The sequence below is a fragment of the Streptomyces sp. AgN23 genome, from assembly GCF_001598115.1.
Classification (GTDB): domain Bacteria; phylum Actinomycetota; class Actinomycetes; order Streptomycetales; family Streptomycetaceae; genus Streptomyces; species Streptomyces antimycoticus.
On record NZ_CP007153.1, the window covers coordinates 8,687,847 to 8,709,219 of the forward strand.

General features: G+C 73.6%; 10 protein-coding genes (1 of these 10 running past the window's edge). 5 read left to right on the forward strand and 5 right to left on the reverse strand.

The features are described from left to right. The 3 genes from AS97_RS37675 to AS97_RS37685 all read right to left on the reverse strand — a co-directional run. On the reverse strand, positions 1–14,147 hold the 5' portion of the coding sequence (locus AS97_RS37675; protein WP_210566460.1) for a non-ribosomal peptide synthetase. Its footprint begins 2,830 nt before the window's first position; the window shows 14,147 of its 16,977 coding nt (coding positions 1–14,147); its start codon is at positions 14,145–14,147; its stop codon lies beyond the left edge, outside the window. A 70-nt stretch (positions 14,148–14,217) separates the two neighbouring features. Beyond that, positions 14,218–15,033: an ABC transporter permease gene (locus tag AS97_RS37680; RefSeq protein ID WP_125756247.1), complete on the reverse strand. Its 816-nt coding sequence runs from the start codon at positions 15,031–15,033 to the stop codon at positions 14,218–14,220. Then, positions 15,030–16,034, reverse strand: a complete 1,005-nt coding sequence (locus AS97_RS37685) for an ATP-binding cassette domain-containing protein (protein WP_210566461.1) — start codon at positions 16,032–16,034, stop codon at positions 15,030–15,032. The genes AS97_RS37680 and AS97_RS37685 overlap by 4 nt, the downstream gene beginning before the upstream one ends. A 641-nt stretch (positions 16,035–16,675) precedes the next feature. Between AS97_RS37685 and AS97_RS37690 the strand changes: the two genes are divergently transcribed. The 4 genes from AS97_RS37690 (at position 16,676) to AS97_RS37705 (ending at position 18,360) form a co-directional block, all read left to right on the forward strand. Then, entirely contained in the window at positions 16,676–17,011 is a 336-nt protein-coding gene (locus AS97_RS37690) for a DsrE family protein (RefSeq protein WP_059146591.1), read from the forward strand. Further along, positions 17,011–17,418: a hypothetical protein gene (locus AS97_RS37695; protein ID WP_014056328.1), complete on the forward strand. Its 408-nt coding sequence runs from the start codon at positions 17,011–17,013 to the stop codon at positions 17,416–17,418. Before AS97_RS37690 ends, AS97_RS37695 begins: the two co-directional genes overlap by 1 nt. A 1-nt stretch (position 17,419) precedes the next feature. Further along, complete coding sequence (locus AS97_RS37700; RefSeq protein ID WP_093466294.1) at positions 17,420–17,845, forward strand: hypothetical protein; 426 nt, start codon at positions 17,420–17,422, stop codon at positions 17,843–17,845. Positions 17,846–17,970: 125 nt separating this feature from the next. Beyond that, a complete protein-coding gene (locus AS97_RS37705) occupies positions 17,971–18,360 on the forward strand; it encodes a hypothetical protein (RefSeq protein ID WP_125756241.1) in 390 nt (129 codons plus the stop codon). A 27-nt stretch (positions 18,361–18,387) separates the two neighbouring features. On the opposite strand, the gene AS97_RS37710 is transcribed toward AS97_RS37705, so the two are convergent. Continuing rightward, a complete protein-coding gene (locus tag AS97_RS37710; RefSeq protein ID WP_125756260.1) occupies positions 18,388–18,921 on the reverse strand; it encodes a TetR/AcrR family transcriptional regulator in 534 nt (177 codons plus the stop codon). A gap of 22 nt (positions 18,922–18,943) precedes the next feature. Continuing rightward, positions 18,944–19,780 (reverse strand): alpha/beta hydrolase, encoded by an 837-nt coding sequence (locus AS97_RS37715; RefSeq protein WP_210566462.1) that lies wholly within the window; start codon positions 19,778–19,780, stop codon positions 18,944–18,946. Between the two features lie 257 nt (positions 19,781–20,037). Here AS97_RS37715 and AS97_RS37720 point away from each other — a divergent pair, with 257 nt between their 5' ends. Beyond that, a complete protein-coding gene (locus AS97_RS37720; RefSeq protein ID WP_059146586.1) occupies positions 20,038–20,970 on the forward strand; it encodes an endo-beta-N-acetylglucosaminidase H in 933 nt (310 codons plus the stop codon). Positions 20,971–21,373 lie beyond the last annotated feature (403 nt).

Here is a 21,373-nt window from a genome sequence, read left to right on the forward strand (position 1 = left end):
CGGACGCGCTCGACGGGGTGGCGCGGATCGAGCGGCAGATAGCCCGCGCCCGCCTTGAGCACCGCGAACACCGCGACGAGTTGCTCGACCGACGCCGGGAGCGCGATCGCCACCAGCGTCTCGGGGCCGGCGCCGCGCTCCACCAGCAGCCGGGCGAGCCGGTTGGCCTCCTGGTCGAGCGTGGCATAGTCCAGCGTGCGGTCGCCGCCGAGCAGCGCGGGGGCCGCCGGGGTGCGGGCCACCTGCTCCTCGAAGCGGCTGACCAGAGTGCCGGTGGGGGCGGGGCGCGCGGTGTCGTTCCAGTCGACCAGTATGCGGCGGCGCTCCTCCTCATCCATGATCGCGAGCGCGTCCAAGCCGCGGTCCGGGTCCTGGACCGCACTGCGCAGCAGCCGGATGAGCCGCCGGACGAAGCCTTCGACCGTCTCCGCGTCGAACAGGTCGGTGGCGTACTCCACGGACCCGTTCATGCCGGCGGGCAGACCGTCGGCGTCATGCGTCTCCGTGAAGCCGAACATGAGGTCGAAGCGGGCGACCTTCATGCCCACGAACTCCTCCTCGCCCCGCACCTCGGGCAGGTCCACCACGGGTGTGGCGTCGTTCTGCAGCCCGAAGGCGACCTGGAACAAGGGGTTGCGGGAGGGATCACGCTCGGGCTTGAGGGCGTCCACCAGCCGCTCGAACGGCATGTCCTGGTGCGCGTAGGCGGCCAGGTCGGTCGAGCGCACCCGGTCCAGCAGCTCCCGGAAGCCGGGGTTGCCCGAGGTGTCGGTGCGCAGCACCAGGGTGTTGACGAAGAACCCGACCAGGTCCTCTACGGCCTCGTCGGTGCGGCCCGCGATGGGGCTGCCCAGTGGGATGTCCGTCCCCGCCCCGAGCCGGGTCAGCAGGGTCGCGAGCCCGGCCTGGAGCACCATGAACACCGTCACCCCGCACTGGCGGGCGAGTTCGGTGAGCCCGGTGTGCGTCTCGGCGTCCACCTGGAAGACCACATCGTCGCCGCGGTAGCTGGGCACGGCCGGGCGCGGGCGGTCGGTGGGCAGGGCCAGCTGCTCGGCCGCGCCCTCCAGGGTCTCGGTCCAGAACCGCAGTTGGCGGGCGAACGGGCTGTCCGGCCCGGCCTCCTCGTCCAGCAGCTCGCTCTGCCACAGGGTGTAGTCGCCGTACTGGACCGGAAGCGGCTCCCAGTCCGGGGCCTGGCCGTGCAGCCGCGCCGCGTAGGCGGTGCTGATGTCCCGGCACAGCGGGTCCATCGACCAGCCGTCACCGGCGATGTGGTGCACGACCACCAGCAGCACATGCGTCCGCTCGTCCAGCCGCAGCAACTCCACGCGCAGCGGCGGGTCCACCGCCAGATCGAAGGGGCGGCGGGCTGCCTCGGTCAGCGCCTCCGCGACCCCGTCGGCGGCCACCGTGGTCACCGGCAGGTCGATCCGCAGTCCTGCGGGGTCCAGAACGCACTGCCAGGGGACGCCGGCCTCGTCGGGGAAGACCGTGCGCAGTGCCTCGTGACGGGCCATGACATCGGCCACCGCCGCGCGCAGCGCGCCGGCGTCCAGCGGACCGTGGAGCCGCATCGCGATCGGCATGTTGTACGTGGCGCTGGCGCCCTCGTACCGGTCGATGAACCACAACCGCCGCTGGGCGTGGGACAGCGGCAGCCGGTCCGGGTGGGGCATCGGGCGCAGCGCGGGGCGCAGCGCCGCCGTCTCCCGGCCGAACCAGGCCGCGACCCCGCCGACCGTCGGGTTCTCGAACAGGGTCCGCACCGGCACCTCGGCCCCGAGCGTGGACCGGATGCGGCCGGCCAGCCGGCTGGCGAGCAGGGAATGCCCGCCGAGGTGGAAGAAGTCGTCGTCCACGCCGACCGCGGGCAGCGTGAGCACCTCGGCGAAGAGGGTGCTCAGCACCTGCTCCAGCACGGTGCGCGCGGGCCGGCCGGCCGCGGCCGGCGCCTGCGGTGCGGGGAGTGCGGCTCGGTCCAGCTTGTCGTTGGGCGTCCGCGGCCACTCGGACATCGGCACGAACACCCGCGGCACCATGTGGTCCGGAAGTGCCGCGGCGGCGGTGGCGGCGACCACGTCCGCGTCGGGGCCGGGGCCGTCCTCGGCCAGCAGATAGGCGACCAGGCGCGGTTCGCCCGGCTGGTCCTCCCGTACCGTCACGACCGCCTCGGCCACGCCCGGCGCTCCGGACAGGACGGCCTCGATCTCGGCGGGTTCGATCCGGAAGCCGCGCAGTTTCACCTGGTGGTCGGCCCGGCCGAGGAAGTCCAGTTCCCCGTCGGGGAGCCAGCGCACCAGGTCGCCGGTGCGGTACATGCGAGCTCCGGGCGGACCGAAGGGGTCGGCCACGAACCGGTCGGCGGTCAGGTCCGGACGGCCCCAGTAGCCGCGGGCCAGCGGCAGGCCCGCGATGTACAGCTCGCCGGTGACACCGGCCGGGGCCGGGGCCAGCGTGCTGTCCAGGACCCGCACCCGGGCGTACGGGATGGGGCGGCCGATGGAGGGGCGGCCGCCGGTCAGCGGGCCGCTGACGGTCGCGCAGACCGTGGTTTCGGTGGGCCCGTACGCGTTGATCATGGTGCGGCCCGGGGCCCAGCGGGCGACGAGATCGGCGCCGGTGGCCTCGCCCGCCACCACCAGGGCGGTCAGGCTGGGCAGATCCTCCTCGCCCACCGCCCCGAGCGGGGTCGGCGGGATGGTGGCGTGGGTGACCCGGTGCTCGGCGATCAGTTCGAGGAGCGCCGGACCCGGCAGCAGCCGGTGCTTGGGGGCGAGCACCAGGGTGGCGCCCGTCAGCAGCGCCATGCACACCTCCCACACGGAGGCGTCGAAGCTCGGCGAGGCGAACTGCAGCACCCGGCTGCCGGGACCCGCGCCGAGCCGGCGGGTGTGCAGATCGGCGAGTGCGGCCAGCGCGGCGTGGGTGACGACGACGCCCTTGGGGCGACCGGTGGACCCCGAGGTGTAGATCATGTAGGCGGCGTTGGCGGTGGCCAGGGCGCCGGCCCGGTCGTCGTCGCCGAGGTCGGTGTCGGACGCCGCGGCGAGCGCGTCCGCGACCGCCGGGTCGTCCAGGCACAGCCGCGGCAGCACATCGGCGGGCGGCAGCGGGTCCTGGACGGTGTCGGCGGTGATGACGAGGACCGGACGCGCGTCGTCGAGCATGAAGGCGATGCGCTCATGCGGGTAGTCGGTGTCGACCGGCAGGTACGCGGCCCCGGCCTTCGCCACCGCCAGTACCGCGGTGATCCAGGCGACGGACCGGGGCAGGGCCACCGCCACGAACCGCTCGGGCCCGGCGCCCATCGCCACCAGGCGCCGGGCGAGCCGGTTGGCGTGCCGGTTCAGCTCGTCATAGCTCAGCTCCTGGTCCTCCCAGCGGACCGCGCACGCCTGGGGCGCCCGGGCGGCCACCCGCTCGAACAGCGCGGCCAGATGGCCGTCCGCCACCGGCTCGTTCGGACCGCTGCCGGCCGAGAGCAGCGCCTGGCGCTCGCCGTCGGCGAGCAGGTCCAGCCGTCCCACCCGGGCCTCGGGCCGGGTGGCGAACGCGGACACCGCCCGGGCCAGCCGGTCCAGCATGGTCCGGGCCCCCGCCGCATCCAGCACATCGGGCTGATAGGTGATGCGCAGCTCCAGCCGCTCCCCGGGGAAGGCGTGGAAGACGAACGGGTAGTGGCTGGCGTCGGTGCTCTCCGCGGACGTCACCTCGAGACCGGTCGCGCCGAGGTCGGGCAGCGCCCGCTGCAGCGGGAAGTTCTGGAACGAGATGACGGTGTCGAACAACTCGCGCCGCCCCGCGGCCCGCTGGATGTCGGCCAGCCCCAGGTGATGGTGGTCCAGCAACCGCACCTGCCGCTCCTGGAGCAGCTTGGCCGTCTCCACCAGGGTCTGCTCGGGGCGCACCGCCGCCCGCACCGGAATGGTGTTGATGAACATGCCCAGCATGTCCTCCACACCGGGCAACTGCGCCGGACGGCCGGAGACGGTCGTGCCGAACACCACGTCGCTCTGCCCGGTGGCCCGTGCGATCAGCACGGCGAGCGCCGACTGCACCACCGTGTTCAGGGTCAGGCCGAACGTGCGGGCGGTGGCGGTCAGCGCGGCCGTCGTCTCCTCGGGCAGCTCGGCGGTGAGCCGCTCCGGGACCACGACCGCGCCGGACCGCTCCCCGGGCGCCAGTACCGTGGCGTCCCCCAGACCGGCCAGTTCCTCGCTCCAGGCGCGCTCGGCCGACGCCCGGTCCTGCCGGCCCAGCCAGTCCAGATAGTCCCGGTAGGCGAACGGCGGCCGCAGGGCGTTGTCACCGCCGTACAGCGCGAACAGCTCGGCGAACAGCATCGGCATCGACCAGCCGTCCACCAGCATGTGGTGGTTGGTGAACAGCAGCGCGCGGCGGTCGGGGCCCAGGGTCACGACCGTGAAGCGCAGCAGTGGTGCGTTGCCCAGGTCGAAGCGGTGGCCGCGCTCCCGCTCCACCAGCCCCGCCAGCCGGCTCTCGCGTTCGGTTGGCGCGCAGCCGGACAGATCCACCTCCGTCCACGGCAGCTCGACCGCGTCCACGACCACGCCGACGGTCTCCCGCAGCCCGTCCTGCTGGAACTCGGTGCGCAGCAGCGGATGGCGGCGGATCAGCTCGTCCCACGCGGTGCGCAGCCGCGCCGTGTCCAGCGGGCCGCGCACCTCCAGGGTGAGCAGCGAGGTGTACAGGTCGACCTGGCCCTCGCTCAGCTGACTCTGGAACATCAGGCCCTGCTGCAGCGGGGCGAGCGGCACCACGTCCACCAGCGTGGGCCTGGCGGCCTCCAGCCGCTCCACCTCGTGCTGGGACAGCGACACCAGCGGGAAATCGGACGGGGTGCGGCCGCCCGCGCCGGGCCGGGCGGCGTAGGCGGCGAGCGCTTCCACCGACCGCAGCCAGACCTGCGACAGCTCCCGCACGTCCGCTTCGGACAGCAGCTCGCCCGCCCAGGTCCAGGTGGCCACCAGCGTGGCGCCCTCCGGCTGGTCCTGGGTGACCAGGGTGAGGTCGAGGGCGTGCTCCAGCGGCATCTGCGGATCGGCCCCGCCGAGCGGCCCGGCCGCGCCCACCGGCGCCCAGTCCTCGTCCGTGCGCCCGGCGGTGAACCGGCCCAGATAGTTGAAGCCCCAGCCGGCGCGCGGCAGTTCGGCCAGCGTCGCGGCGGTGCGCGCATTGAGGTACCGCAGCAGGCCGTACCCGGCGCCGTCGCCGGGGACGGCCCGGATCTGCTCCTTGATCCGCTTGACCGCCTGGCCGAGGGAGGGGCCGCCGGCCGTGGCGTCCGCCCAGTCCAGCGGGCCGGGGTCGAGCCGCACCGGGTGCTGCTCGGTGAACCAGCCGACCGTACGGGACAGATCGGCGCCCTCCAGCAGGTCGTGCCGGCCGTGGCTCTCCACGTCCACCAGCGGACCGTCCGGGTGCTGGCCCCGCCGTCGCCGCCAGTCGGCGACGGCGACCGCGAACCCGGCCAGCAGCACCTCGTTCACCCCGGTGGCGAAGGCGGTGGGCAGCGTGGTGAGCAGCGGCGCGGTGTGCGCGGCGGACACGGTCACGGTCAGGGTGCGGGCCGTGGCGGCCACGTCCCGGGCCGGGTCCAGCGGACGGTCGGCCACCGGCAGGTCCGGGGTGCGCAGCAGCCCCGTCCACACCTCCAGCTCCCGCTCCACCTCCGGGGTGTGCGCCAGCGCGGCCAGGCCGGTGGCCCAGGTCCGCAGCGAGGTGGTGGCCGGCGGCAGCTGGGCCCGTCGGCCGGCGGCCCGCGCCTGCCAGGCCAGGGCCAGATCCTCCAGCAGGATCCGCCAGGACACCCCGTCGACGGCCAGGTGGTGCACGCTCAGCAGCAGCCGCCCGGCACGCTCGGGGCCGGCGTCGAACCACACGGCGTCCAGGACGGTACCCGCCGCCGGGTCCAGCCGGGCCCGCGCCTGCGGCAGCTCCGTGCGCAGCGCGGTGGCGAAGGCATCCTCGTACGGATCGGCGCCTCCGTCCGCTCCGGCCGCCGTGACCTCGACCGCGGTCAGCAGCGGAGCGGCGGACACCCGGCCGGGTTCGCGTACGGTCAGCCGCCAGTCGCCGTCCCCGGTGTCCAGCCGCAGTCGCAGCGCGTCATGGTGGTCCACGAGAGCCTGCAGGACCTCGGTGAGCGCCTCCGCGGTGGAGCCCGCGGGCACCGTCACCACGAACGCCTGGTGGAAGCCGTCGACGGGGCCGCCGAGTTCGCGCTGCGCCGCGACGATCGGGGTGAGCGGCAGCTCACCCGAGGCCGACGGACCAGGGGTGTCGGCCGTCTCGTCCGCGGTCACCGGTGTGGCCGCGGCCGCGAGGGCCGCCACGGTGCGGCGGGTGAAGACATCGCGCGGGCTCAAGCCCAGCCCGGCCCGGCGGGCCCGGCTGACCAGCTGGATGGAGATGATGCTGTCGCCGCCGAGGGCGAAGAAGTCGTCATCGGCACCGACCGCGGGCAACCCCAGCACCTCGGCGAACAGTGCGCACAGCGTGTGCTCGGCCGGGGTGGCCGCGGGCCGCGAGGACGCCGCGGCGGCGAAGTCGGGCGCCGGCAGGGCGCCGGTGTCCAGTTTGCCGTTTGCGGTCAGCGGCAGCTCGGCCAGCGGTACCACCGCGGCCGGAACCATGTACTCCGGCAGTGTCCGGGCGAGATGCCCGCGCAGCTCCGCCGGGTCGCAGCGGCCCGCGGCGGCGACGGCGTACGCCACCAGCCGGGTCACGCCCGGCGTGTCGCCACGGGCCACCACGGCGGCCCGGGCCACCGAGGGGTGACCGGCGAGCGCCGCCTCGATCTCACCGAGCTCGATGCGGTGCCCGCGGACCTTGACCTGCGCGTCCGCGCGGCCGAGGAACTCGATCTGGCTCTCGGCCGACCAGCGCACCACATCGCCGGTCCGGTACATCCGGCCGCCCGGGGCGAACGGGTCGGCGACGAACCGGTCCGCCGTGAGCGCCGGCCGCCCGGCATAGCCGCGCGCCAGCTGCGGCCCGGAAAGATACAGCTCCCCGGGGGCGCCCGGGGGCACCGGCCGCAGCGCGTCGTCCAGGACGTACGCCCGCGCACCGCGCAGCGGCCGCCCGACCACGGGGTGTCCCGCGGCCGCCAGCGGAGCCGACAGGGCGTCGATCGTGAACTCGGTGGGACCGTAGAAGTTGTGCGCGGCGGTCGCCGGGGCCGCCGCGCGCAGCCGGCCCCACAGGTCCGGACCGAGCGCCTCGCCGCCGAGCATCAGCACCGCGGGCGCGGCGTCGGCCGCCAGCAGGCCCGCGTCCAGCAGCCGCGCGGCGTAGGAGGGGGTGATGTCGAGGAAGTCGACACGGTGCTCGGCGACGTACGCCACCAGGGCCCGTGGATCGCGGCGCGTGTCGTCGTCCACCACGTGCAGTTCATGACCCGCGAGCATCCACAGCACCCCGTCGAAGGAGGTGTCGAACGACAGCGACGCGGTCATCGCGGCCCGGAAGCGGCGTCCCTTCGCGGCCGCCACCGCGGGCTCGATCAGGTCGCGCCGGTGGGCCGCGAACAGGCTGACCAGGTTGCGGTGTTCGACCCCCACGCCCTTGGGCACACCGGTGGAGCCGGAGGTGTGGATGAGGTAGGCCAGGTTCTCCGGCCGCACCGGGCCGCCGCGCTCCTCGTCGGCCAGGGCCCGCCCGGGCAGCGCGGACAGTTCGGCCGCGGTCCGCGGGTCGTCGAGGACGACCAGGGGCGCGCCGGTGAGGGCCGGGGCCAGTCCGGTCGCGGTCACGACCGCGGCCGGGGCGGTGTCCTCGATCACGAAGCGGATCCGCTCGGCCGGAAGCCCGGGGTCGATGGGGATGTACGCGGCGCCCGCCTTGAGCACCGCGAACATGGCGACGATCGCGTCCACGCCGCGGGGCAGCAGCAGCCCGACCGTGTGCTCGGGCCCGGCGCCCCGGGTGGCCAGGAGCCGGGCGAGCCGGTTGGCCCGCTCGTCGAGCTGGGCGTAGGTCAGCGTGCCGCCCTCGCCGACCAGCGCCGTGCGGTCCGGGGTGCGGGCGGCGGCATCCTCCAGCAGCCCGCCGACGGTGCCGGCCGCCGCCGAGGCGGCCGCGCCCCGGCCCCAGCCGAGGACGGTGCGCTGCGCGGCGGGGTCCAGCAGCCGCACCCGGCCCACCGGCTGCTCCAGGTCGTCGGCGAGGCGCGCCAGGACGTGGTGCAGGCAGGACGCGACGGTGCGTACCTGGTCGGCGGTGAACACATCGGTGCGGTGGCCCAGGCGCAGCCGCAGCGCGTCGCCCGTCATCACCGCGATGCTCAGCGGGTAGTGGGTGTCGTCGCGGCCGTCGATGCCCGCCACGTGCCAGGCGCCGTCGGCCGTCCGCAGCGATTCGGGCGGGAACGGATAGTTCTCGATCACCAGCAGGGTGTCGAACAGCTCGCCCACCCCGCCCAGACGCTGGACCCGCTCCAGCGGCAGATGGTGATGGGCGGTCAGCTCCGCCTGCTCCCGCTGCAGCCGCTCCAGCAGGGCGCGTACGGGCTCGTCCGGGCGGAACCTCGCCCGCACCGGGAGGGTGTTGATGAACAGGCCCACCATCGACTCGACGCCGTCGACCTCCGCGGGCCGCCCGGCGACGGTGCCGCCGAAGACCACGTCCCGCGACCCGGTCAGGGCGCCCAGGACGATCGCCCACGCACCCTGCACCACGGTGCCCAGGGTGATGCCGTGGCGGCGGCCCGCGGCCTCCAGGGCAGCGGTGAGCGGTGCGCCGAGGTCCACGGCCAGCTCCTCGACGGCTCCGCCGGCGGGCGGGGCGTCCGCCGGGGCGAGCCGCGTCGGCCCCGGCAGGTCCGCCAGCGCCGCCCGCCAGGCCGCCTCGGCCGCCCCCCGGTCCTGGCCGCGCAGCCAGTCGAGATACCGGTGGTAGGGCACGGCCGGGGGCGTGGCCGAGCCGGCCTCCGCCCCTTCCGCGGCGTACGCGGAGAGGATGTCGCGCAGCAGCAGCGGCACCGACCAGCCGTCCAGCAGCAGGTGGTGATGGCGGAAGACCAGGACGTGCCGGTCCTCGCCGGTGCGCGCCAGCAGGAACTGGAACAGCGGCGGCCGGTCCGGGGCGAACCGCGGCTGCTCGGCAGACACCCGCTCCAGCTCCGCCACCCGCGCCCGCTCGTCCAGATGGCGCAGGTCGATCCGGTGCCAGGGAACCGTGAACGCCCGGGGCACGAACTGCACCGGCACTCCGGACCCGTCGTCCCAGAAGCCCGCGCGCAGCTGGGGGTGGCGGCGCAGCGTGGCCTCCACCGCCCGCCGCAGCCGCTCCGGGCCGACCGTGCCCTCGAGGGTGAAGCGGAACTGGACGGTGTACGCGTCGGGCTGCTCGGTGTCGTAGGCGGCGTGGAACAGCAGGCCCCGCTGGAGCGGGGCGAGCGGCAGCACGTCGGCGAGCGGACCCGACTCGGCCGCCAGCGTGTCCAGCTGGTCCTGCGTCAGCCCGGCCAGGGGGACGTCGGCGGGTAGGAGGCCGCCGTTGCCTGGGCGGGCGGCATGGGCGGCCAGGCCGTCCAGCGCCCGGCGCCACCTCCGGGCGAGCGCCTCCAGCGCCGCCTCGTCCAGGACGCCGTCGGGCCAGGACAGCACCGCGGTGAGCGCGGGCCCGCCGGCCCCGTCCTGGGCCACCACGTCGACCTGCAGGGCGTGCGAGACCGGCATCGCCGGGTCGTCGCCCCCGCCGAACCCCTCCGGGCCGGGCAGCGGCGTCCAGGGCCGCCCGGGGTCGGCCGCACCGAACCGGCCCAGGTAGTTGAAGAGGATCTGCGGGCGGGCCCCGTCGTCCGGCAGGGTGCCCGACGGGGCCAGATAGCGCAGTACGCCGTAGCCGACGCCGCCGTCCGGGACCTCCCGCAGCCGCTCCTTGACCTCCCGCAGTGCCCGGCCGGCGGCCGCGCCACCCGCGGCGAGCTCAGCGAAGTCCAGGGCGCCCAGGCCGAGGCGGACCGGGAAGAGGGCCGTCAGCCAGCCCACCGTGCGGGTCAGGTCGGCCCTGTCGGCCAGCGCGTCGCGGCCGTGGCCCTCCAGGTCCAGCAGCACCTCCGGCGCCGCGCCGCCGTGCTCCCGGCGCCAGTCGGCGACCGCGGCGGCGAACCCGGCCAGCAGCACCTCACGCGCCCCGGTGTGGAACGCGGCCGGGACCGTGGTCAGCACGGACTCGGCCAGCCCGGCGGGCAGCGTGACCGTCAGCTGCCGCCGCGCCCCGGCCACGTCGGCCGCCGGGTCCAGCGGCCGGGCCCCCAGGGTCGGCTCCTCGGCGGCGGCCAGCACCGCCCGCCAGTACGCCGCCTCCCCGTCCCGGGCGCCGGTCGCCGCCTGCTCGGCCAGCAGCCCGGCGAAGCGGCGCAGCGAGGTGCCCGCGGGTGCGGGCCGCGGGTCGCGGCCCTCGCGGACCGCGGTGAAGGCGGCGGCCAGATCGGGCAGCAGGACGCGCCAGGAGACGCCGTCGATCACCAGGTGGTGGACGGCCAGCACCATCCGCCCGGGCCGGTCGTCCCCCGCGTCGCACCACACCGCCTGCAGCATCGCCGCGGCGCGCGGGGCCAGCCCGTCCACCGCGGCGCGCACCGCGTGCGCGGTCGCCTCGGCCGGTGCGTCGCCGTCGGCGAGCGGCACCCGCCGCAGCCGGTCGGCGGCCCGTACAGCGCCGGGTGGGGCGACGGCCAGCCGCCACGGGCCGTCGCCCTCGTCCAGCAGCCGGGCGCGCAGCGCGTCATGGCCGTCGAGGAGCGCCTGCAGGGCCGCGGTCAGCTCCTCGTGGCGCGCTCCGGGCGGGGTGGTGAACGTCATCACCTGGTGGTAGCGGTCGATGGCGCCGCCCCGCTCCTGGAGCCAGCGGATCACCGGGGTCGCGGGCAGCTCCCCGGTGCCGTCGTCGCCGTCACCGCCCTGGGCCGCGCCGCGTTCGGCCACCGCGGCCAGCGCCTCGACCGTGCGGCACCGGAACACCTCACGCGTGGTGAACCGCAGCCCCGCGCGGCGAGCCGCGCCGACCAGCTGGATCGAGACGATGCTGTCGCCGCCCAGGGTGAAGAAGTCGTCGTCGATGCCGACCCGCTCCAGATGCAGCAGCTCGGCGACGAGGTCGCAGAGCACGGTCTCCTCTTCGGTGCGCGGCTGCCGCCCCGACACCCCGGCACCCGGGTCGGGTGCGGGCAGCGCGGCGCGGTCGACCTTGCCGTTGACGGTCAGCGGAAGCGCCGGCAGGGTCACGAACGCGCCGGGGACCATGTAGTCCGGCAGCGCCGCCGCGGCCCCCGCGCGCAACGCCGACACCTCCGGCCGCGCACCGGAGGCGGGCACCACATAGGCCACCAGCGTGGTCTGTCCGGGCCGGTCCGTCCGGGGCACCACGGCGGCCTGCGCGACATCCGGCAGATCCGCGAGGACGGCGGCGATCTCGCCGGGTTCGACGCGGAACCCGCGGATCTGGACCTGGTCGTCGGCCCGGCCCAGGTACGCGAGCGAACCGTCCGCGCCCCGCCGGGCGAGGTCGCCGGTGCGGTACATCCGCTCGCCCGGGCGTCCGAAGGGCGCGGCCACGAAGCGGCTCGCCGTCATCCCGCGGCGGCCCAGATAGCCGCGGGCGAGGCCGGGACCGGTCACGTACATCTCGCCCACCGCGCCGTCGGGCACGGGCCGCAGCGCCTGGTCGAGCACGAGCACCCGAAGGTCGCCGAGCGGGCCGCCGATGAGGCTGCCGGTCGCGCGGGCCGCCGTGGCGCGGTCGAGCCCGAGGTGGGTGACATGGACCGTGGTCTCGGTGATGCCGTACATGTTGGACAGCACCGGCGTGTCCTCGGCGCGGTGGTCGTACCAGCTCTCGAGCCGCCCCAGGTCGAGCGCTTCGCCGCCGAACACCACATGGCGCAGGGCCAAGTGGCGCCCGGGCCGCTCCCGGTCGGCCTGGACGAGCGAGTAGAAGGCCGACGGAGTCTGGTTCAGGACCGTGACCTGCTGCTCGGCCAGCAGGTCCAGGAAGTCCTCGGGGGAGCGGGAGACGTCGAACGGAACGACCACCAGCCGCCCGCCGTGCAGCAGCGGACCCCACATCTCCCACACGGAGAAGTCGAAGGCGAACGAGTGGAACATGGTCCACACGTCCTGCGGGCCGAACGCGAAGTGCCCGGCGGCGGCGAACAGCCGGGTGACGTTGTGATGGGTGGCCACGACGCCCTTGGGCCGCCCGGTCGAACCGGAGGTGTAGATGACATACGCCGGGCAGTCCGGCCGCAGCGCGGCCACGACCGGGTCGGTCGCGGGCTCCTGGGCCATGGCCGTACGGACCTGGGGCGCGTCGACGACCAGCCGCGGCACCGTGTCCCCGGCGTGCGCGCCGACCGCGGCGTCCACCTCGGCGGCGGTCACCAGGAGCGCGGGGCGGGCGTCGCCGAGGATGAGGGCCAGCCGCTCGGCCGGGGCCGCGGGATCCAGCGGCACATACGCCGCGCCCGCCTTCAACACGGCGAGGATCGCGACGATTTGGTCGAGCGAGCGCGGCAGCGCGATGGCCACCAGCCGCTCCGGGCCCGCGCCGTGCCCGATCAGGCGGTGCGCCAGCTGATTGGCCCGGGCGTTCAGTTCGCCGTAGGTCAGCGTGGTGTCGCCGTAGGTCAGCGCGGCGGCGTAGGGCGTACGCCGGGCCTGGTGCGCGAACAGGCCGGACAGCGTGGCCCGCGCCTCGGGCGACGCCGCAGGGGGGAGGGGCGCGGCCGCCGGAAGGGCGCGGGTGCGCTCGGCGGGCGTGGTGATGTCCAGCAGGCCGAGCGGAGTGTCCACATCGGCCCGGGCCAGCCGCTCCAGAAGGTGTCCCAGCCGCTGCTGGTGCGCGGCGACATCGGCCTCGTCATAGCGGTCGGCGTTGCCGTCCAGCTCGATCCTCAGCCCGGTGCCGCCGGGGTGGACGGAGACGACGACCGAGAAGTCGTCGGTGGGCCCGATGGACAGATTGTGAACGGTGACCGGGGCGCCGTCGAATGTCAGTTCGGCGGCGAAGGACATGATGTTGACCTGCGGGCCGAACAGGGGTGTGAGGGCGTCAGGGCCGCCGTGCTCGCGGCGCAGATCCTCGTAGCGGTACCGCTGGTGCCGCAGGACCGCGCGCAGCCGCCGGGACACCTGGCGCAGCGCCTCGCCGACGGTCAAGCCTGGGCCCAGATCGAGCCGTAGCGGCAGCAGATTGGACATCATGCCCGGAGTCCGCTGCGGCGCGTGGCCGATCCGGGACGCGACCGGCACGCCGAGGGTGACCTCGCCGGCCCCGGACATCCGCTGCACATAGACGGCCACCGCCGTGAGCACCGCGATCGGCCAGGGCAGCGCGGCCTCCCGCGCCACGTCCCGCAGCCGCTCCAGCTGGGGCGCCGCCAAGCTCATCCCGCGCCGCACCTTCTCCCGCGGCGGCGCGGGCGGGCGGGCACTGAGCGACGCCGGTGCCGGTGCGTCCGCGAGCTCCCGCGCCCAGAACGCGCGGTCGGCCGCGAACTGCTCCGAGGCACGGTATGCGGCGTCCGCCTCGACCAGCCCCGCCAGCGGGGGGAACGGTGTGCCCGCGGCCACACCCTCGGTGCCCGCCACGGTGTACAGCTCCGCGACCCGACGGGCCACCGCGGCCACCGTGAACCCGTCGCCCACCAGATGGTGGTAGTGGTGGAACCAGAGGAAACGGTCCGGCGCGACGGCGAACAGCACACACCCGAAGAGCGGTTCCCCGCCCGGGTCGAGCGGGGTGCGCAGCCGCTCCCACATCGCCCGCTCGGCCACCGCCCGCGGATCAGGCTCGTGGCGCAGATCCACCACCGGCAAGGCCCAGTCGCCCAGGGGCGTGATGACCTGCCGGGGCCCGTCGGGTCCGTCCACCACCCGCACCCGCAGCGTCTCGGCCTCCTCCAGCGTCCGCCGGACCGCCGCCTCCAGCCGCGCGGCGTCCACCGGGCCCGCGACCTCCAGGTACTCCCCGCCCTGGTAGGCGGTGCTGAGCGGGGCGAGCTGCTGCGCATGCCAAATGCCCAGCTGCGCGGCGGTCAGCGGCAGTTCCCGCCGCTCGCGGCCGTCCGCTCCCTCACGCTCATTCGTGGCGCGCCCCGAGGTCTCGCTAAACACGTCGACGTCCCCTTCTGCAGTGACTCGGACCTGGCTGATCCGGAAGAACGAAATGGTGTGGAACGGCCGGTTACAGGCGGCGGGTGAAGGCGCGGATGGCCAGCGGTACGAAGAGGGCGAGGATCACCGCGGAGGCCAGCAGCGTGCTGCCGAGAGCCGAACCGGAATCCGAGGCCGGCCCGGTGAGCAGGGCCCGTACGGCATCGGTCAGATGTGTCACCGGATTGACCTTCGCCCAGGCTTGGAGCCATCCGGGAAGGGTGTCGGTCGCGACCATCGTGTTGCTGCCGAACGCCATCGGGAACAGCAGGATCATCACGAGCATGTTGACCGACTCGGGCTTGTCCGCGATCAGCCCTATCGTCAGGGCGATCCAGGAGAACGCGAACGACACCAACAGCACCAACGCCACGGCCAGCACCGCCGAGAGCGGGTCGGTGTGGACGCGGAAGCCGATGCAGAAGCCGAAGGCGAGCAGCGTCAGCGTGGTGGCGGCCTGGCGCGGCAGGTCCCCGAGGATGTGCGCGATGAGGGGTGCGGGCCGGGCGATGGGCAGGCTCCGGAACCGGTCGAAGATCCCCTTGTCGATATCGCTGTTGATGGCCTGGCCCACGGTGGTGACCATGAACGCCGCGTTCTGCGCGAGCATCCCCGGCAGCAGGAACTGCAGATAGGCCGACTGGCTCCCGGACACCGCCCCGGCGAACAGCACCATGAAGAGCAGCATCATGATGAGCGGCTGCAACACGCTGAACACCACGATCTGCGGCGAGGCGCGCAACTTGGTCAGATGGCGTCCGGCGAGGATCAGCGTATGGCTGACCAGGGCCCCGCGGCCCGGGTCGACGGGGAGCTGGGCCGGGGTGCCGTGCGGGGCGCTGCTCATCGCGGTTTCCTTTCGGCGGGCCCGGCCGTGACCGGTGCCGGATCGGGTTCCTGGACGGGGTCGGCGGGCTGGGCGGTACGGCCGGTCAGCGCGAAGAACACCTCATCGAGGGTGGCCTGACGCAGCCCCAGCTCGACGAAGCCGATCCCCTCCGCCTCCAGCCGCGCTGCCACCCGCCGCAGCGCCGTCACATCCGCGACGGCGGCGTCGATCAGGCCGGTGTCCGCGTCGACGGCCGGCTCCACCCCCGTCGCCTCGGCGACGTACGCGGCGGCCTGCGCGCCCTGGGCCGGATCCGCCACCCGCATCTGCAGGGCGAGGCCGCCGACCCGGGCCTTGAGTTCGGTGGGGGTGCCGGTGGCCACCACGCGCCCCTGGTCGAGTACCACCAGATCGTTCGCCAGGTGGTCCGCCTCCTCCAGGTACTGCGTGGTGAGCAGGACCGTCACGCCGTCCGCCACCAGCTCGCGCACCAGCGTCCAGACCTCGGTGCGGCTGCGCGGGTCCAGCCCGGTCGTCGGCTCGTCCAGGAACAGCACCCGAGGCCGCCCGACGAGGCTCGCCGCCACGTCCAGTCGGCGCCGCATGCCACCGGAGTACGTCTTCGTCAGCCGGCCCGCGGCGTCCTCCAGCCGGAACCGCTCGATCAACTCGGTGGCCCGGCCGCGCGCCGCCCCCCGGGACAGGCCCAGCAGCCTGCCGATCAGCTCCAGGTTGTGCTGCCCCGACAACTCGTCGTCCACCGCCGCGTACTGGCCCGTCAGACCGATCGCCGCCCGCACCAGGTGCGGCTGCGCCATGACGTCCTGTCCGTCGATCCAGGCCCGCCCGCTGTCCGCGCGGATCAGGGTGGACAGAATGCGCACCGTGGTGGTCTTGCCGGATCCATTCGGGCCCAGCAGCCCCAGAACGCTCCCGGCCCGAGCCGTGAATCCGACCTCGGACAGCGCCTGGGTCTTCGCATAGGACTTGCTCAGTTCTTCGACACGGATGGTCTCCACCACAGGGCCTCTCGGGTATCGATGTCCGCCGGCCACACGCGGTGGACAGCGGCGGCAGAATCAGCAATTCCACGGTTGGGATCAGTGCGCCGTCCGGCTGAGCCTCATCCTGGGCAGCGGGACAACTCCTGGACACCCCGCATCGAATAATCAATTGCGTAACGGATGATTCCGTAGAGGCGAAATGAAGAATTCCGCCGACCGTGCGGGGTACTGCACGGCAGGCGTGAACAGGGATTTCGGTATGATCGGAGGGGGCGTCCGGATGAGGGGGCGGGGCCGGATGGATTCGCCTCCTGACCGCCAAGGGAATCGCGTAATCCGGAGTTCCGGATCATGCGTAATTCTTGATTCCGGTGTGTGTATCGGCCAGCAATCAGAGGTTGTGCCACCTCGGATTCCCGCTGGCGCCGGCTGCCAACTTCTTGCCCGGGGGTTGCACTTTCGGGGCCGGCACGGATAAATGTGAGAAGCTCGCAGACCTCCCCGTATGTTCGTCATGCTCGGGGACCGGTCGTCGGCGGCTTTTCATCGGGGTATTGCCCGGGAATTCATCGGGCGGTTTCCGTGCCCCGCGGGCGGCTGCGGAAGATCCACCATCACGGTCTGCCGCATTCTCGACTTGAGGGGGAGCGCAATCGATGACCACAGTGCGTGAAGGGTTCCTGCTGATCGAGAGTCAGGCGGCGGCCGTGCCGGGCGGGGTGGGATTCCCGCGGGACGCGGTGACCCAGGCACGGCTCGGCCATCCGGTGGTGCTGTTCCTCATTCAGGACGCCGTGGCCCTGGCCGTCCCGGGCCGTTCACCGGAACTGGAGGACTTCATCGGGGCCGGCGGCCGGGTCTGGGTGGACGACTTCTCGCTCGCCCAGCGGGGCCTCGCGAACGCCGGACTCCTGCCCGCGGCCCACCGCACCGATATGGGCGCGGTGGCCGAGGCGGTACTCAACCCGGCGGTGAAAGTGGTGTGGCACTGATGGGCCGTCCCGTTCCGTACACCGACGTCATGGTGATCCTCATGGGCGCACCGCATGAGTCCGACCAGACCACCAGCGTGCTGCGGCTGGTCCAGGCGATGCTGGAGCGCGGTGGCCGGGTGCAGGTGTGGACCTGCGGCCACGCCACCCATCTCACCCGGCAGGCGCTCGGCGCGGCCAAGCAGCGCAACATCGCCTCCTGGACCACCTCCTATCCGACGACCGCCACGCTCGTCCAGGACATGCTCGCGGCCTTCCCCGACCAGCTCTACTGGTACGGCTGCCAGTTCTGCAGCGAGGACCGGGGCGTCCACGACCATGTGCCCGAGGTCGTGCTGCGCCGGCCCTCCACGTTCGCCGCGAACAGCGCCGCGACCGGCAAGACGCTGATGGTCGGGGTGATGTGAGATGCACGACCGTCCCGACCTGCCCTCGGCCGCACCGCAGCGGCCCCAGGTGCTGGCCATCGTGGAGCGCGCCTACCGCGGCGCCGTGGAGAAGCAGTTCGCGGACGCCCTGTACCTGGCGCTCGAACTGCACCGCCAGCTCGGCGGGATCGACATCCTGCTGCGCGGCCAGGCCGTGACGTACGCGGCGCGCGACGCCCATGTGCCACCGCTGCGGCTCGGCAACCGAGTGATCGAAACGCTCACCGATCCGCGCGGCGACGTGCTGCGGCTGCTGGACGCCGGGGTGCGGGTGTACGCCGAGGAGCCTGGCCTGGCCGCCTACGGACTGGACGGCGAGGGGCGCCTCCTGGACCGGGTACGGCCGATGCCCGCGGACGAGGCCGCGGCGCGGTGGTCCACCTACCGGATGGTGTGCTTCATGTAGCGGCGTCGCCATGACGTCGGATCGGACGGCCCACCGCGAGCGCGATCGCCGGTCCACCGGCCACCCGGGGATATGAGTACGGCAGCGGATACCGGCGGGTTGGCCGGTTCCGTAGCGTCCCTCGCATGGAGAACACCAAAACCGCTGCTGATGGTGCGGCTTGTGAGGGTGCGGCCGGACCGGACCGCTGTGGCGTCCCTCGTCGGCGCACCGCTGTCGGCTGGGCAGGGCTGGTCGTCCTCGCGGTGGGAGTGCTGCTCCTCGGAGTCTTCGTGGGGCTGGTGGGGCCCCTCTTCGCCATCGCCTGCGATTCCTGCCCGGACGGTGTCCGGGGCCCGCGGCGTTTCGGCGATGCCCTGATAGCCATCACGCGGTACGCGGTGCCGTTGGCGACGCTGGGGACGATCATGGGGATGTTCCACCCTCGAGGTGGCGCCCGCGTGGCCGGCATCGGGCTGGGGGCACTGGTCGTGCTGCTGATCCTGATGGTGGCCCTCGGCCAGTCCACTGCCTGACGGCGGCCCTCCACCCCGGCAGCGCCCTCACCTGGCGCGCAGGCCCCGGTCGGCGAAGGCGATCAGCCACTCGAAGCTCTCGTCGATGTCGGTGCTCCACTGGAAGCCGCCCGCCGCCTGCAACGTGGCGAAGCCGTGGCAGAAACTGCGGAGCGTGCGCAGGGCGTGGTGCACGTCGGACTCCGCGATGTCGTAGCCGCGCAGGACCGCCGTGAACGCGTCGAGCAGCCGCTGACTCGCGATGGCCAGCGGGTCGTCCGGGCCGGAGGGTTCCAGCCCGACCGTCGCGGCGTACCGGCCGGGGTGCTCCAGGACGAAGGCGCGGAAGGCGCGCGCCGCGGCCGCCAGGGCGTCGCGGCCCGCGTACCCCTGGACCGCGCCGCCGACGGCGTCCGCGGCCTCGCTCAACGCCAGGGCCGCGATCCGCCGGTTGAGGTCCTCCTGGCCGGCCACATGCTTGTACAGGGAGGGGGTGCGCACGCCCACCCGCTCGGCCAGCAGACCCATCGTCAGCTGGGCGAGGCCCACCTCGTCGGCGAGGGCGGCACCGGCCGCGACCACGGCCGTCGGGTCCAGTCCGGCCCTAGGCATGAGCGGCGTCCGAGCGGAAGAAGGCGAGCATCAGCGAAACCACCTGGTCGGGGAACTGGTCGTGCGGGTAGTGCCCGGCGCCCTCGATCATCTCAAGGCGGCCGAGGCCGGACGGCAGGGCATCGACGATCGCCGAGCCCTCGGCGTGCGGGTCGGCCCAGTCGGGGTCGAGTGTGCCCATCACGACCAGGACCGGGCAGCGGACGTTGCCGAGCTGCGCGTCGGCGTCGGTCGGGGCGCTGCGGCCCATGCCCTGCAGGGCCTTCATCCGGCCCGGCTCGCGCAGCAGGGAGTCGATGCGGCCGAGCCGCTCGGCCCAGTCGGCCGGCTTCACGCCGGGGGAGGCCACGTCGAGGTACGAGCGCCAGAGCGGCACACTGCCCAACACGCCCGTGCCGAGCAGCCGCAGCATGCCCTGCCGGAAGCGCTTGACCCGCAGGTCGCCGAGGCGGATCGACTGCTTGCGGGTGAACGGCGCCAACTCGACCACCGCGGTGACCAGCGAAGGCTCCCGCGCCGCGGCGATGGTGGCGGCGCCGCCGGAGATCGAGTGGCCGACGAGCAGGGCCGGGCCGCCCAGGTGGCGGATCACGGCCAGCAGGTCGCCGGCGATGGCGGTGCGGCTCCAGGCCGGCCAGCCGGCGCTGGACTCGCCGCAGCCGCGCAGATCGACCGCGGCGACCCGATGGCCCGCCGCCACCAGCGGCGGGATCACGGCACGGTAGGCGGCGCGGCTGTCGCCCATGCCGTGGGCGAGAACGATCAGCGGGCCGGAACCCGCCACCTCATAAGCGATCGTGCCGCCGTCGACGGCAAGGTACTCGGTCATGACACCCCTCAGCTCTGGCTAACTAAGTTAGCTAAAAGCTAATGTGTTTAGCCGAGCCTGTCAATGACGAAGTCCCTCGGCGCGGCCAGGAGTGCGCGGTGCTCGCGGAGTCGCCCGTGGTGGGCGGTGCGTGGGAGTCGTGAAGAATCCACGCGCGATTCCCGGGATTCGGTGACGGGGGCGGAAGACTTGGGGGGCTCACTCGGCGCTTCCGAACAGGTCGGGCGCCGACCCATGCGAGGGGAGACCGGTCAACGATGTTCAGTCTGGTACGGAGCAGAATACGGACGGCCGCGTTCGCGCTCACAGCGGTCGCGGCCCTCGCCTTAGCCGGGACCGCCGCGACCGCCACGACCAGCGCGGCGGCGGCCCCCGCTCCCGCTCCCGCGAAACAGGGGCCGACCTCGGTGGCGTACGTCGAGGTGAACAACAACAGCATGCGGAACGTCGGCAAGTACACCCTCGCGGGCGGCGGCGGCAACGTCTTCGACGTCGCCGTGATCTTCGCGGCGAACATCAACTACGACACCGGCACGAAGGCGGCGTATCTGCACTTCAACGAGAACGTGCAGCGCGTCCTCGACAACGCCGCGACCGAGATACGGCCGTTGCAGCAAAAGGGCATCAAGGTCGTCCTCTCGGTGCTCGGCAACCATGAGGGAGCGGGCTTCGCCAACTTCCCCTCCCAGCAGGCGGCTTCGGCGTTCGCGAAACAACTGTCGGACACCGTGGCCAAGTACGGCCTCGACGGCATCGACTTCGACGACGAGTACGCCGATTACGGCAACAACGGCACGGGCCAGCCCAACGACAGCTCGTTCGTGCACCTGGTGACGGCGTTGCGGGCGAACATGCCGGACAAGATCATCAGCCTCTACAACATCGGCCCGGCCGCGTCGCGCCTGTCCTACGGTGGCGTCAACATCTCGTCCAAGTTCGACTACGCCTGGAACCCGTACTACGGCTCCTGGCAGGTGCCCGGCCTGGCACTGCCCAAGTCGAAGCTGTCGCCGGCGGCTGTCGAGATCGGCCGGACCTCGCAGAGCACGGCCGCCGACCTCGCCCGCCGCACCGTCAGCGAGGGGTACGGCGTCTATCTGACGTACAACCTCGACGGCGCCAATCGCAGCGCCGATGTCTCCGCGTTCACCAGGGAACTGTACGGCAGCGACGCCGTCTACACGCCGTAAGGCGACCGCACGCCCCGGCGCGCGGACGGCGATCCACCGCCCGCGGCTCGTCGTAGAGGACGGTGACGCGTAGCTGGTCGGTGGGGAACGGCAGGCGCGGGCCCGCCTCCGGATCCGACGGAGGCGGGCCTCGCGGTTCGCCGCGGGTCGCGAAGATCGCCTTGGAGACTCTGCCGCGGTCTCGCTGCCTAGAGGAAACCCCGGCCACCAGCGCGACGACCGCCGCTACGGACCAGCTCGGAGTCTCCATCGTTGCCTTCCCGTGTCGCCTGGGTGCGGCCCCGGTTCGTCGTGCGGCATCGGCTACTGAGTCCCTGAGTCCCTGAGTCCCTGAGTACGTAGTAGTTTAGTAGAGCGTACATTCTTACCCCCACCGGGTATATTGGCGGAGTCGCCCACCGAG

Bases quoted from the DNA above. Each gene is read 5' to 3' on its own strand.
- AS97_RS37690 (WP_059146591.1), top strand. From the start codon at position 16,676: ATGACCACAGTGCGTGAAGGGTTCCTGCTGATCGAGAGTCAGGCGGCG.
- AS97_RS37715 (WP_210566462.1), bottom strand. From the start codon at position 19,780: ATGACCGAGTACCTTGCCGTCGACGGCGGCACGATCGCTTATGAGGTG.
- AS97_RS37700 (WP_093466294.1), top strand. From the start codon at position 17,420: ATGCACGACCGTCCCGACCTGCCCTCGGCCGCACCGCAGCGGCCCCAG.
- AS97_RS37680 (WP_125756247.1), bottom strand. From the start codon at position 15,033: ATGAGCAGCGCCCCGCACGGCACCCCGGCCCAGCTCCCCGTCGACCCG.
- AS97_RS37695 (WP_014056328.1), top strand. From the start codon at position 17,011: ATGGGCCGTCCCGTTCCGTACACCGACGTCATGGTGATCCTCATGGGC.
- AS97_RS37705 (WP_125756241.1), top strand. From the start codon at position 17,971: ATGGAGAACACCAAAACCGCTGCTGATGGTGCGGCTTGTGAGGGTGCG.
- AS97_RS37720 (WP_059146586.1), top strand. From the start codon at position 20,038: ATGTTCAGTCTGGTACGGAGCAGAATACGGACGGCCGCGTTCGCGCTC.